Annotated in this window: 10 protein-coding genes and 1 rRNA gene; 8 read left to right on the top strand and 3 right to left on the bottom strand. The window is 53.4% G+C overall.

The window, feature by feature from the left end; translation table 11 throughout:
• Positions 1-39: 39 nt before the first annotated feature.
• Positions 40-822 (top strand): 3'-5' ssDNA/RNA exonuclease TatD, encoded by a 783-nt coding sequence (tatD, locus tag EAS44_RS24250; RefSeq protein ID WP_001363130.1) that lies wholly within the window; start codon positions 40-42, stop codon positions 820-822.
• On the opposite strand, the gene rfaH is transcribed toward tatD, so the two are convergent.
• Positions 819-1307 (bottom strand): transcription/translation regulatory transformer protein RfaH, encoded by a 489-nt coding sequence (rfaH, locus tag EAS44_RS24245; protein ID WP_001192400.1) that lies wholly within the window; start codon positions 1305-1307, stop codon positions 819-821. The two genes, tatD and rfaH, sit on opposite strands and share 4 nt — an antisense overlap.
• Before the next feature lie 166 nt (positions 1308-1473).
• Here rfaH and ubiD point away from each other — a divergent pair, with 166 nt between their 5' ends.
• Both ubiD and fre read left to right on the top strand, forming a co-directional pair.
• Complete coding sequence (gene ubiD / locus EAS44_RS24240; RefSeq protein WP_000339804.1) at positions 1474-2967, top strand: 4-hydroxy-3-polyprenylbenzoate decarboxylase; 1494 nt, start codon at positions 1474-1476, stop codon at positions 2965-2967.
• A gap of 45 nt (positions 2968-3012) precedes the next feature.
• Entirely contained in the window at positions 3013-3714 is a 702-nt protein-coding gene (gene fre / locus EAS44_RS24235) for an NAD(P)H-flavin reductase (protein ID WP_000209826.1), read from the top strand.
• A gap of 282 nt (positions 3715-3996) precedes the next feature.
• Here the strand turns inward: fre and fadA are convergent, their stop codons facing one another.
• Positions 3997-5160: an acetyl-CoA C-acyltransferase FadA gene (gene fadA, locus EAS44_RS24230; RefSeq protein WP_000438747.1), complete on the bottom strand. Its 1164-nt coding sequence runs from the start codon at positions 5158-5160 to the stop codon at positions 3997-3999.
• A gap of 9 nt (positions 5161-5169) precedes the next feature.
• On the bottom strand, positions 5170-7359 hold the full coding sequence (fadB, locus tag EAS44_RS24225; protein WP_000966027.1) for a fatty acid oxidation complex subunit alpha FadB: 2190 nt from the start codon (positions 7357-7359) through the stop codon (positions 5170-5172).
• Between the two features lie 189 nt (positions 7360-7548).
• Between fadB and pepQ the strand changes: the two genes are divergently transcribed.
• The 5 genes from pepQ (at position 7549) to EAS44_RS24200 (ending at position 13458) form a co-directional block, all read left to right on the top strand.
• Positions 7549-8880 carry a Xaa-Pro dipeptidase gene (gene pepQ, locus EAS44_RS24220; RefSeq protein WP_000444545.1) on the top strand — a complete coding sequence of 444 codons (1332 nt, stop codon included), beginning with the start codon at positions 7549-7551 and terminating at the stop codon, positions 8878-8880.
• A complete protein-coding gene (gene yigZ, locus EAS44_RS24215; RefSeq protein ID WP_001295262.1) occupies positions 8880-9494 on the top strand; it encodes an IMPACT family protein in 615 nt (204 codons plus the stop codon). Before pepQ ends, yigZ begins: the two co-directional genes overlap by 1 nt.
• 38 nt (positions 9495-9532) lie before the next feature.
• The gene (gene trkH / locus EAS44_RS24210) at positions 9533-10984 is read left to right on the top strand and encodes a Trk system potassium transporter TrkH (protein ID WP_000545665.1); all 1452 of its coding nucleotides are present in this window, start codon (positions 9533-9535) and stop codon (positions 10982-10984) included.
• A gap of 11 nt (positions 10985-10995) precedes the next feature.
• A complete protein-coding gene (hemG, locus tag EAS44_RS24205; RefSeq protein WP_000853959.1) occupies positions 10996-11541 on the top strand; it encodes a menaquinone-dependent protoporphyrinogen IX dehydrogenase in 546 nt (181 codons plus the stop codon).
• Positions 11542-11916: 375 nt separating this feature from the next.
• Positions 11917-13458: ribosomal RNA gene (locus tag EAS44_RS24200) — 16S ribosomal RNA — on the top strand.
• Positions 13459-13491 lie beyond the last annotated feature (33 nt).

Here is a 13491-nt window from a genome sequence, read left to right as displayed (position 1 = left end):
TCAACCGCCCGTCAGGGCGGTTGTCATATGGAGTACAGGATGTTTGATATCGGCGTTAATTTGACCAGTTCGCAATTTGCGAAAGACCGTGATGATGTTGTAGCGCGCGCTTTTGACGCGGGAGTTAATGGGCTACTCATCACCGGTACCAATCTGCGTGAAAGCCAGCAGGCGCAAAAGCTGGCGCGTCAGTATTCGTCCTGTTGGTCAACGGCGGGCGTACATCCTCACGACAGCAGCCAGTGGCAAGCTGTGACTGAAGAAGCGATTATTGAGCTGGCCGCGCAGCCAGAAGTGGTGGCGATTGGTGAATGTGGTCTCGACTTTAACCGCAACTTTTCGACGCCGGAAGAGCAGGAACGCGCTTTTGTTGCCCAGCTACGCATTGCCGCAGAATTAAACATGCCGGTATTTATGCACTGTCGCGATGCCCACGAGCGGTTTATGACATTGCTGGAGCCGTGGCTGGATAAACTGCCTGGTGCGGTTCTTCATTGCTTTACCGGCACACGCGAAGAGATGCAGGCGTGCGTGGCGTGTGGAATTTATATCGGCATTACCGGTTGGGTTTGCGATGAACGACGCGGGCTGGAGCTGCGGGAATTGTTGCCGTTGATTCCGGCGGAGAAATTGCTGATCGAAACTGATGCGCCGTATCTGCTCCCTCGCGATCTCACGCCAAAGCCATCATCCCGGCGCAACGAGCCAGCCCATCTGCCCCATATTTTGCAACGTATTGCGCACTGGCGTGGAGAAGATGCCGCATGGCTGGCTGCCACCACGGATGCCAATGTCAAAACACTGTTTGGGATTGCGTTTTAGAGTTTGCGGAACTCGGTGTTCTTCACACTGTGCTTAATCTCTTTATTAATAAGATTCAGCAATAGCATGGAGCGAGCCTCGCCATCGGGCTCGGTGAAAATGGCCTGAAAACCTTCGAATGCGCCTTCAGTAATAATCACTTTATCACCAGGATACGGCGTCGATGGATCGACAATATCTTTCGGTTTATACACTGATAACTGATGAATCACCGCCGATGGGACTATCGCTGGCGACGCGCCAAAGCGCACGAAGTGGCTGACACCACGAGTCGCGTTGATAGTCGTGGTATGAATCACTTCCGGATCGAACTCCACAAACAAGTAGTTGGGGAACAATGGCTCACTGACTGCAGTACGTTTGCCACGCACGATTTTTTCCAGGGTGATCATCGGTGCCAGGCAATTCACAGCCTGTCTTTCGAGGTGTTCCTGGGCACGTTGAAGTTGCCCGCGCTTGCAGTACAGTAAATACCAGGATTGCATAATGACTCTTATCCGTTTAATCGGGGCGCAAGGATAGCAAAAGCTTTACGCTAAGTTAATTATATTCCCCGGTTTGCGTTATACCGTCAGAGTTCACGCTAATTTAACAAATTTACAGCATCGCAAAGATGAACGCCGTATAATGGGCGCAGATTAAGAGGCTACAATGGACGCCATGAAATATAACGATTTACGCGACTTCTTGACGCTGCTTGAACAGCAGGGTGAGCTAAAACGTATCACGCTCCCGGTGGATCCGCACCTGGAAATCACTGAAATTGCTGACCGCACTTTGCGTGCCGGTGGGCCTGCGCTGTTGTTCGAAAACCCTAAAGGCTACTCAATGCCGGTGCTGTGCAACCTGTTCGGTACGCCAAAGCGCGTGGCGATGGGCATGGGGCAGGAAGATGTTTCGGCGCTGCGTGAAGTTGGTAAATTATTGGCGTTTCTGAAAGAGCCGGAGCCGCCAAAAGGTTTCCGCGACCTGTTTGATAAACTGCCGCAGTTTAAGCAAGTATTGAACATGCCGACAAAGCGACTGCGTGGTGCACCCTGCCAACAAAAAATCGTCTCTGGCGATGACGTCGATCTCAATCGCATTCCCATTATGACCTGCTGGCCGGAAGATGCCGCGCCGCTGATTACCTGGGGGCTCACCGTAACGCGCGGCCCGCATAAAGAGCGGCAGAATCTGGGCATTTATCGCCAGCAGCTAATTGGTAAAAACAAACTGATTATGCGCTGGCTGTCGCATCGCGGCGGCGCGTTGGATTATCAGGAGTGGTGTGCGGCGCATCCGGGCGAACGTTTCCCGGTTTCTGTGGCGCTGGGTGCCGATCCTGCCACGATTCTCGGTGCAGTCACCCCCGTTCCGGATACGCTTTCAGAGTATGCGTTTGCCGGATTGCTGCGCGGTACCAAGACCGAAGTGGTGAAGTGTATCTCCAATGACCTTGAAGTGCCCGCCAGTGCGGAGATTGTGCTGGAAGGGTATATCGAACAAGGCGAAACTGCGCCGGAAGGGCCGTATGGCGACCACACCGGTTACTATAACGAAGTCGATAGTTTTCCGGTATTTACCGTGACGCATATTACCCAGCGTGAAGATGCGATTTATCATTCCACCTATACCGGGCGTCCGCCAGATGAACCTGCGGTACTGGGTGTAGCACTGAACGAAGTGTTCGTGCCGATTCTGCAAAAACAGTTCCCGGAAATTGTCGATTTTTATCTGCCGCCGGAAGGCTGTTCTTATCGTCTGGCGGTAGTGACGATCAAAAAACAGTACGCCGGACACGCGAAGCGCGTCATGATGGGCGTCTGGTCGTTCTTACGCCAGTTTATGTACACTAAATTTGTGATCGTTTGCGATGATGACGTCAACGCCCGCGACTGGAACGATGTGATTTGGGCGATTACCACCCGTATGGACCCGGCGCGGGATACTGTTCTGGTAGAAAATACGCCTATTGATTATCTGGATTTTGCCTCGCCTGTCTCCGGGCTGGGTTCAAAAATGGGGCTGGATGCCACGAATAAATGGCCGGGTGAAACCCAGCGTGAATGGGGACGTCCCATCAAAAAAGATCCAGATGTTGTCGCGCATATTGACGCCATTTGGGATGAACTGGCTATTTTTAACAACGGTAAAAGCGCCTGATGCGCGTTTGTTTTGCCCTATTTATCGATCCGACAGAGAAAGCGCATGACAACCTTAAGCTGTAAAGTGACCTCGGTAGAAGCTATCACGGATACCGTATATCGTGTCCGCATCGTGCCAGACGCGGCCTTTTCTTTTCGTGCTGGTCAGTATTTGATGGTAGTGATGGATGAGCGCGACAAACGTCCGTTCTCAATGGCTTCGACGCCAGATGAAAAAGGGTTTATCGAGCTGCATATTGGCGCTTCTGAAATCAACCTTTACGCGAAAGCAGTCATGGACCGCATCCTCAAAGATCATCAAATCGTGGTCGATATTCCCCACGGAGAAGCGTGGCTGCGCGATGATGAAGAGCGTCCGATGATTTTGATTGCGGGCGGCACCGGGTTCTCTTATGCCCGCTCGATTTTGCTGACAGCGTTGGCGCGTAACCCAAACCGTGATATCACCATTTACTGGGGCGGGCGTGAAGAGCAGCATCTGTATGATCTCTGCGAGCTTGAGGCGCTTTCGTTGAAGCATCCTGGTCTACAAGTGGTGCCGGTGGTTGAACAACCGGAAGCGGGCTGGCGTGGGCGTACTGGCACCGTGTTAACGGCGGTATTGCAGGATCATGGTACGCTGGCAGAGCATGATATCTATATTGCCGGACGTTTTGAGATGGCGAAAATTGCCCGTGACCTGTTTTGCAGTGAGCGTAATGCGCGGGAAGATCGCCTGTTTGGCGATGCGTTTGCATTTATCTGAGATATAAAAAAACCCGCCCCTGACAGGCGGGAAGAACGGCAACTAAAACTTTATTCAGTGGCATTTAGATCTATGTCGCATCCGGCAATTGGTGCACGATGCCTGATGCGACGCTGGCGCGTCTTATCAGGCCTACATTGGTGCCGGATCGGTAGACCGGATAAGGCGTTCACGCCGTATCCGGCATACAGTGCCCGATGCGACGCTGCCGCGTCTTATCGGGCCTACAAAAGTTCTGAACCGTAGGCCGGATAAGGCGTTCACGCCGCATCCGGCAAGTGGTTAAACCCGCTCAAACACCGTTGCAATGCCCTGACCCAGACCGATACACATCGTCGCCAGACCAAACTGGACGTCTTTGTGTTCCATCAGATTCAGCAGCGTGGTGCTGATACGCGCACCGGAACAACCCAGCGGATGACCCAGCGCGATCGCGCCACCGTTGAGGTTGATCTTCTCGTCAATCTGCTCCATTAGCCCGAGATCTTTAATACACGGCAGGATCTGCGCGGCAAAGGCTTCGTTCATCTCGAATACGCCGATATCGCTGGCAGAAAGCCCCGCTTTTTTCAGCGCCAGCTTCGAGGCCGGAACCGGACCATAACCCATAATAGATGGGTCACAACCCACAACCGCCATCGAACGCACGCGGGCGCGCGGCTTAAGACCTAATTCACGGGCGCGGCTTTCACTCATCACCAGCATGGCAGCTGCGCCATCGGAAAGCGCAGAAGATGTACCCGCCGTTACCGTACCGCTGACGGGATCAAACGCCGGACGCAGTGTGGCGAGGGCTTCCACGGTGGTTTCCGGGCGAATCACTTCGTCGTAATTAAACTGCTTCAATACGCCGTCGGCATCGTGACCACCGGTCGGGATGATTTCATTTTTAAATGCGCCTGACTGCGTGGCGGCCCACGCGCGGGCGTGTGACCGCGCGGCAAAGGCATCCTGCATTTCACGGCTGATACCATGCATACGCGCCAGCATTTCTGCCGTTAAGCCCATCATGCCCGCCGCTTTGGCGACATTACGGCTAAGGCCGGGGTGAAAATCGACGCCGTGACTCATTGGCACATGGCCCATATGCTCCACGCCGCCAACCAGACATGCCTGCGCATCGCCGGTCATGATCATTCGTGCTGCGTCATGCAGTGCCTGCATGGATGAACCACACAAGCGATTAACGGTAACCGCCGGGACAGAGTGCGGCACTTCAGCCAACAGTGCCGCGTTACGGGCGATGTTAAAACCCTGCTCCAGTGTTTGCTGCACACAACCCCAGTAAATATCGTCGAGGGCCGCTGCTTCCAGCGCCGGGTTACGCGCCAGCAGGCTACGCATTAAATGAGCGGAGAGATCTTCCGCACGCACGTTACGAAAAGCACCGCCCTTCGAACGGCCCATCGGGGTGCGAATTGCATCGACAATGACAACCTGTTCCATTGTGACTCCTTAAGCCGTTTTCAGGTCGCCAACCGGACGGGCTGGCTCAACCGGGGGATAGTACGGTTCGTTATGACGTGCTTTATTACGCAGACCTTCCGGTACTTCATACAGCGGGCCGAGGTGCTGATATTGCTGTGCCATATCGAGGTATTTTGCGCTGCCGAGGGTGTCCAGCCAGCGGAACGCGCCGCCGTGGAACGGAGGGAAGCCCAGGCCGTAGACCAGCGCCATATCCGCTTCTGCCGGAGTGGCGATAATGCCCTCTTCCAGACAGCGGACCACTTCGTTGACCATCGGGATCATCATGCGGGCGATAATCTCTTCCTCGCTGAAATCGCGCTTCGGCTGGCTCACTTTTGCCAGCAGGTCGTCAACGACGACATCTTCTTCTTTCTTCGGCTTACCTTTGCTGTCTTCTTTATAACGCCAGAAACCGAGGCCGTTCTTCTGACCAAAGCGGTTGGCATCAAACAGCGCGTCGATGGCATCGCGATAATCTTTCTGCATCCGCTGCGGGAAGCCTGCTGCCATGACAGCCTGAGCGTGATGCGCGGTGTCAATGCCCACAACATCCAGCAGATATGCCGGACCCATCGGCCAGCCAAACTGTTTTTCCATCACTTTGTCGATCTTGCGGAAACCCGCGCCGTCGCGCAGCAACTGGCTGAAACCGGCGAAATAGGGGAACAGCACACGGTTGACGAAGAAGCCGGGGCAGTCGTTGACCACAATCGGCGTCTTGCCCATCTTGCTCGCCCAGGCGACGACTTTCGCGATGGTTTCGTCGGAGCTTTTCTCGCCGCGAATAATTTCCACCAACGGCATCCGGTGCACCGGGTTAAAGAAGTGCATCCCGCAGAAGTTTTCCGGACGTTCCAGCGCGTTGGCCAGTTCGCTGATAGGAATGGTTGAAGTGTTAGACGCCAGCACGGTATCCGGGCGTACTTTCTGCTCGGTTTCTGCCAGCACGGCTTTTTTCACTTTCGGGTTTTCAACAACCGCTTCTACCACAACATCCACGCGGTCAAACCCGGCGTAGTCGAGCGTTGGGTGAATTGTGGAGATCACGCCAGCCAGTTTCAGACCATCGATCTTGCCGCGCTCAAGCTGCTTGTTCAGCAGTTTCGCGGCTTCGGTCATGCCGAGGGTTAACGACTTGTCGTTGATATCTTTCATGACAACCGGCACGCCTTTCCACGCAGACTGGTAGGCGATGCCGCCGCCCATAATGCCTGCGCCCAGCACAGCGGCCTGTTTCGGGGTTTCAACATCTTTGGTGAGTTTCTTCGCTTTACCTTTTACATATTGATCGTTAAGGAAAATGCCGACCAGTGCGCGGGCTTCGTTGGTATGCGCCAGCGGGACAAAACTTTTGTTTTCCAGGTTTAAGGCTTCTTCACGACCAAAACGGGCCGCAGCTTCAATGGTTTTTACTGCGGTGATGGGGGCCGGATAATGTTTCCCCGCCGTTTGCGCGACCATCCCTTTAGCGATGGTGAAGCTCATGGCGGCTTCAATCTTGCTCAGTTTTAGCGGTTCCAGCTTCGGCTGACGTTTTGCTTTCCAGTCGAGGTCGCCGTTAATGGCCTGGCGTAAAATCGCTATCGCCCCTTCAACCAGTTTTTCTGCTTTGACTACGCCATCCACCAGACCGATTTTCAGCGCCTGATCCGCGCCGACATCTTTACCGGCGGCAATGATTTCCAGCGCACTGTCAGCGCCCAGCATACGTGGCATACGTACAGAACCGCCAAAGCCCGGCATGATGCCCAATTTGGTTTCCGGCAGACCGATGCGCAGATCCGGCGTCGCCAGACGATAATCGGTCGCCAGCACGCATTCGCAGCCACCGCCCAGCGCATAGCCGTTGACGGCAGCAATGGTCGGCACCGGCAGATCTTCCAGGCGATTAAACACGCTATTGGCAAAGTGCAGCCACTGACTTAACTGTTCTTCAGGAACGAGGAACAGGGACAAAAATTCGGTGATATCAGCACCGACGATAAAGGCTGCTTTGTTCGAACGTAGCAGCAGTCCTTTTAGATCTGATTGCTGTTCCAGCACGCCGATGGCCTCGCCGAGGCTGGCGACGGTCGCAGTGTCGAGTTTATTAACTGAACCTGGGGTATCAAATACCAGTTCGGCAATGCCATCTTCCAGCCAGTCAAGGTAAAGGGTGTCGCCTTTGTAAAGCATGTCAGTCTCCTGAATCCGCAAGGTGATCTGGTCGTACCAGATGCATCGAAGTGTGTATTTTGTGTTAAAAATATGCAAATAAAATATTAAGGAAATGCCGATCTGATCACGCTCGGCAGAAATCACGCTCTGGATGAACGATGTGCTAAGATGCGGAGACTTAAGGTCAAAAAAACAGAAGGGTAAAAAATGGAATCACTGGCCTCGCTCTATAAAAATCATATAGCTACCTTACAGGAACGGACTCGCGATGCGCTGGCGCGCTTCAAGCTGGATGCGTTACTTATTCACTCCGGCGAACTGTTCAACGTTTTTCTCGACGATCATCCCTATCCGTTTAAAGTGAACCCGCAATTCAAAGCGTGGGTGCCGGTAACTCAGGTGCCAAACTGCTGGCTGCTGGTGGATGGCGTGAATAAGCCGAAACTGTGGTTTTATCTGCCGGTTGATTACTGGCACAACGTCGAACCGCTGCCGAACTCCTTCTGGACTGAAGATGTAGAAGTGATCGCGCTGCCAAAAGCCGATGGCATTGGTAGTCTGTTGCCTGCTGCGCGCGGCAATATCGGTTATATCGGTCCGGTGCCAGAACGTGCGCTGCAACTGGGTATTGAGGCCAGCAATATCAACCCGAAAGGGGTGATCGACTACCTGCATTACTATCGCTCCTTCAAAACCGAGTACGAACTGGCCTGTATGCGTGAAGCGCAGAAAATGGCGGTCAACGGTCATCGCGCGGCAGAAGAAGCGTTCCGTTCTGGCATGAGCGAGTTCGATATCAACATTGCCTATCTGACCGCGACCGGTCATCGTGATACCGACGTACCTTATAGCAACATTGTGGCGCTTAACGAACACGCTGCGGTGTTGCATTACACCAAACTGGACCACCAGGCACCGGAAGAGATGCGCAGCTTCCTGCTGGATGCCGGGGCCGAATATAACGGCTATGCGGCTGATCTAACCCGTACCTGGTCGGCAAAAAGCGACAACGACTACGCACAGCTGGTGAAAGACGTAAATGATGAGCAACTGGCGCTGATCGCCACCATGAAAGCAGGCGTCAGCTATGTGGATTACCATATCCAGTTCCATCAGCGCATCGCCAAACTGCTGCGTAAACATCAAATCATCACCGATATGAGTGAAGAAGCGATGGTCGAAAACGATCTCACCGGACCGTTTATGCCGCACGGTATCGGCCATCCGCTGGGCCTGCAGGTGCATGACGTAGCCGGTTTTATGCAGGATGATAGCGGTACGCACCTCGCGGCACCGGCAAAATATCCGTACCTGCGCTGCACTCGTATTCTCCAGCCGGGCATGGTGTTAACCATCGAACCGGGTATCTACTTCATCGAATCGCTTCTGGCACCGTGGCGTGAAGGGCAGTTCAGCAAACACTTCAACTGGCAGAAAATTGAAGCACTGAAACCGTTCGGCGGCATTCGTATCGAAGACAACGTGGTGATTCACGAAAACAACGTGGAAAACATGACCCGGGATCTGAAACTGGCGTGATGGAAAGCTGGTTAATTCCTGCGGCACCGGTCACGGTCGTTGAAGAGATCAAAAAGAGCCGCTTCATTACGCTGTTGGCGCATACCGATGGCGTTGAGGCGGCAAAAGCGTTTGTTGAATCGGTGCGGGCAGAACACCCCGATGCCCGGCACCATTGCGTGGCGTGGGTGGCGGGTGCGCCGGATGATTCTCAACAGCTGGGTTTCTCTGACGACGGGGAGCCGGCGGGAACGGCAGGTAAACCGATGCTCGCCCAACTAATGGGCAGCGGCGTCGGGGAAATTACCGCTGTGGTGGTGCGCTACTACGGCGGCATATTGCTTGGCACCGGTGGGTTAGTGAAAGCGTATGGCGGCGGCGTGAATCAGGCGCTGCGCCAGCTAACGACCCAACGCAAGACACCATTAACCGAATATACTTTGCAATGTGAATATAGTCAGTTAACCGGCATTGAAGCGTTGCTGGGGCAGTGTGACGGCAAAATTATTAACAGTGATTATCAGGCATTCGTTCTGCTGCGGGTGGCGCTTCCGGCGGCGAAAGTGGCTGAATTTTCCGCAAAGCTGGCGGATTTTAGCCGTGGTTCATTGCAATTGTTAGCGATTGAAGAATAATCCCCACTTCGTTTTGCAGAACTAAGGAAGCGGCAGAGATGCATTTTCGCGCCATTACCCGAATCGTTGGACTACTGGTCATCTTATTTTCAGGGACCATGATTATCCCTGGGCTGGTAGCACTCATCTACCGGGATGGAGCGGGCCGCGCTTTTACCCAGACCTTTTTTGTCGCCCTCGCCATTGGCTCTATGCTTTGGTGGCCGAACCGCAAAGAGAAGGGCGAACTGAAATCCCGTGAGGGGTTTCTGATAGTGGTGCTGTTCTGGACCGTGCTGGGTAGCGTCGGTGCGCTCCCTTTTATCTTCTCGGAAAGCCCGAACCTCACGATTACCGATGCGTTTTTTGAATCTTTCTCTGGCCTGACCACCACGGGGGCCACTACGCTGGTGGGGCTGGATTCGCTCCCTCATGCCATCCTCTTTTATCGCCAGATGCTGCAATGGTTTGGCGGTATGGGGATCATCGTGCTGGCGGTTGCGATACTGCCTATCCTCGGCGTGGGTGGGATGCAGCTCTATCGCGCAGAAATGCCCGGCCCGCTGAAAGATAACAAAATGCGCCCGCGAATTGCGGAAACGGCGAAAACCCTGTGGTTGATTTATGTCTTGCTGACCGTCGCCTGTGCGCTGGCGTTGTGGTTTGCTGGAATGGATGCCTTTGATGCCATCGGCCATAGCTTTGCGACCATCGCTATTGGCGGCTTCTCGACACATGATGCCAGTATCGGTTATTTCGACAGCCCGACTATTAACACTATCATTGCTATCTTCCTGCTGATCTCTGGCTGTAACTACGGTCTGCACTTTTCACTGTTAAGTGGGCGTAGTCTGAAGGTTTATTGGCGCGATCCGGAATTTCGCATGTTTATCGGCGTACAGTTTTCACTGGTGGTTATTTGTACACTCGTACTGTGGTTTCATAATGTCTACAGTTCGGCGCTGATGACAATTAACCAGGCGTTTTTCCAGGTGGTGTCGATGGCGACAACCGCCGGGTTTACAACTGACAGCATTGCCCGCTGGCCGCTCTTTTTGCCGGTACTGCTTTTATGTTCAGCTTTTATCGGCGGTTGCGCCGGGTCAACGGGCGGTGGCCTGAAAGTGATCCGCATCCTGCTGCTGTTTAAGCAGGGGAACCGTGAGCTGAAACGACTGGTGCATCCGAACGCCGTCTATAGCATTAAGCTGGGGAATCGCGCACTGCCGGAACGTATCCTCGAAGCCGTTTGGGGATTTTTCTCCGCCTATGCATTGGTGTTTATTGTCAGTATGCTGGCGATTATCGCCACGGGCGTGGATGACTTTTCTGCCTTTGCCTCGGTTGTTGCAACATTGAATAACCTGGGGCCAGGGCTTGGCGTGGTTGCTGATAACTTTACCAGTATGAACCCGGTGGCTAAATGGATCCTGATTGCCAACATGCTGTTTGGTCGTCTCGAGGTCTTTACATTGCTGGTGCTCTTTACCCCGACTTTCTGGCGTGAATGATGGAGTAATACGTGAAAACATTAATTCTTTTCTCAACAAGGGACGGACAAACGCGCGAGATTGCCTCCTACCTGGCTTCGGAACTGAAAGAACTGGGGATCCAGGCGGATGTCGCCAATGTGCACCGCATTGAAGAACCACAATGGGAAAACTATGACCGTGTGGTTATTGGCGCTTCTATTCGCTATGGTCACTACCATTCTGCGTTCCAGGAATTTGTCAAAAAGCATGCGACGCGGTTGAATTCGATGCCGAGTGCCTTTTACTCCGTAAATCTGGTGGCGCGTAAACCGGAGAAGCGTACTCCACAGACCAACAGCTACGCGCGGAAGTTTCTGATGAACTCGCAATGGCGTCCCGATCGCTGTGCCGTCATTGCCGGGGCGCTGCGTTACCCACGTTATCGCTGGTACGACCGTTTTATGATCAAGCTGATTATGAAGATGTCAGGCGGTGAAACGGATACGCGCAAAGAAGTTGTCTATACCGATTGGGAGCAGGTGGCGAATTTCGCCCGAGAAATCGCCCATTTAACCGACAAACCGACGCTGAAATAAGCATAAAGAATAAAAAATGCGCGGTCAGAAAATTATTTTAAATTTCCTCTTGTCAGGCCGGAATAACTCCCTATAATGCGCCACCACTGACACGGAACAACGGCAAACACGCCGCCGGGTCAGCGGGATTCTCCTGAGAATTCCGGCAGAGAAAGCAAAAATAAATGCTTGACTCTGTAGCGGGAAAGCGTATTATGCACACCCCGCGCCGCTGAGAAAAAGCGAAGCGGCACTGCTCTTTAACAATTTATCAGACAATCTGTGTGGGCACTCGAAGATACGGATTCTTGATGTCGCAAGACGAAAAATGAATACCAAGTCTCTGAGTGAACACGTAATTCATTACGAAGTTTAATTCACGAGCATCAAACTTTTAAATTGAAGAGTTTGATCATGGCTCAGATTGAACGCTGGCGGCAGGCCTAACACATGCAAGTCGAACGGTAACAGAAAGCAGCTTGCTGCTTTGCTGACGAGTGGCGGACGGGTGAGTAATGTCTGGGAAACTGCCTGATGGAGGGGGATAACTACTGGAAACGGTAGCTAATACCGCATAACGTCGCAAGACCAAAGAGGGGGACCTTCGGGCCTCTTGCCATCGGATGTGCCCAGATGGGATTAGCTAGTAGGTGGGGTAACGGCTCACCTAGGCGACGATCCCTAGCTGGTCTGAGAGGATGACCAGCCACACTGGAACTGAGACACGGTCCAGACTCCTACGGGAGGCAGCAGTGGGGAATATTGCACAATGGGCGCAAGCCTGATGCAGCCATGCCGCGTGTATGAAGAAGGCCTTCGGGTTGTAAAGTACTTTCAGCGGGGAGGAAGGGAGTAAAGTTAATACCTTTGCTCATTGACGTTACCCGCAGAAGAAGCACCGGCTAACTCCGTGCCAGCAGCCGCGGTAATACGGAGGGTGCAAGCGTTAATCGGAATTACTGGGCGTAAAGCGCACGCAGGCGGTTTGTTAAGTCAGATGTGAAATCCCCGGGCTCAACCTGGGAACTGCATCTGATACTGGCAAGCTTGAGTCTCGTAGAGGGGGGTAGAATTCCAGGTGTAGCGGTGAAATGCGTAGAGATCTGGAGGAATACCGGTGGCGAAGGCGGCCCCCTGGACGAAGACTGACGCTCAGGTGCGAAAGCGTGGGGAGCAAACAGGATTAGATACCCTGGTAGTCCACGCCGTAAACGATGTCGACTTGGAGGTTGTGCCCTTGAGGCGTGGCTTCCGGAGCTAACGCGTTAAGTCGACCGCCTGGGGAGTACGGCCGCAAGGTTAAAACTCAAATGAATTGACGGGGGCCCGCACAAGCGGTGGAGCATGTGGTTTAATTCGATGCAACGCGAAGAACCTTACCTGGTCTTGACATCCACGGAAGTTTTCAGAGATGAGAATGTGCCTTCGGGAACCGTGAGACAGGTGCTGCATGGCTGTCGTCAGCTCGTGTTGTGAAATGTTGGGTTAAGTCCCGCAACGAGCGCAACCCTTATCCTTTGTTGCCAGCGGTCCGGCCGGGAACTCAAAGGAGACTGCCAGTGATAAACTGGAGGAAGGTGGGGATGACGTCAAGTCATCATGGCCCTTACGACCAGGGCTACACACGTGCTACAATGGCGCATACAAAGAGAAGCGACCTCGCGAGAGCAAGCGGACCTCATAAAGTGCGTCGTAGTCCGGATTGGAGTCTGCAACTCGACTCCATGAAGTCGGAATCGCTAGTAATCGTGGATCAGAATGCCACGGTGAATACGTTCCCGGGCCTTGTACACACCGCCCGTCACACCATGGGAGTGGGTTGCAAAAGAAGTAGGTAGCTTAACCTTCGGGAGGGCGCTTACCACTTTGTGATTCATGACTGGGGTGAAGTCGTAACAAGGTAACCGTAGGGGAACCTGCGGTTGGATCACCTCCTTACCTTAAAGAAGCGTACTTTGAAGTGCTCACACA

It is taken from the genome of Escherichia coli DSM 30083 = JCM 1649 = ATCC 11775, assembly GCF_003697165.2.
In the GTDB taxonomy this organism is placed as follows: Bacteria; Pseudomonadota; Gammaproteobacteria; order Enterobacterales; family Enterobacteriaceae; genus Escherichia; species Escherichia coli.
This window is presented reverse-complemented; position numbering and strand designations above follow the sequence as displayed.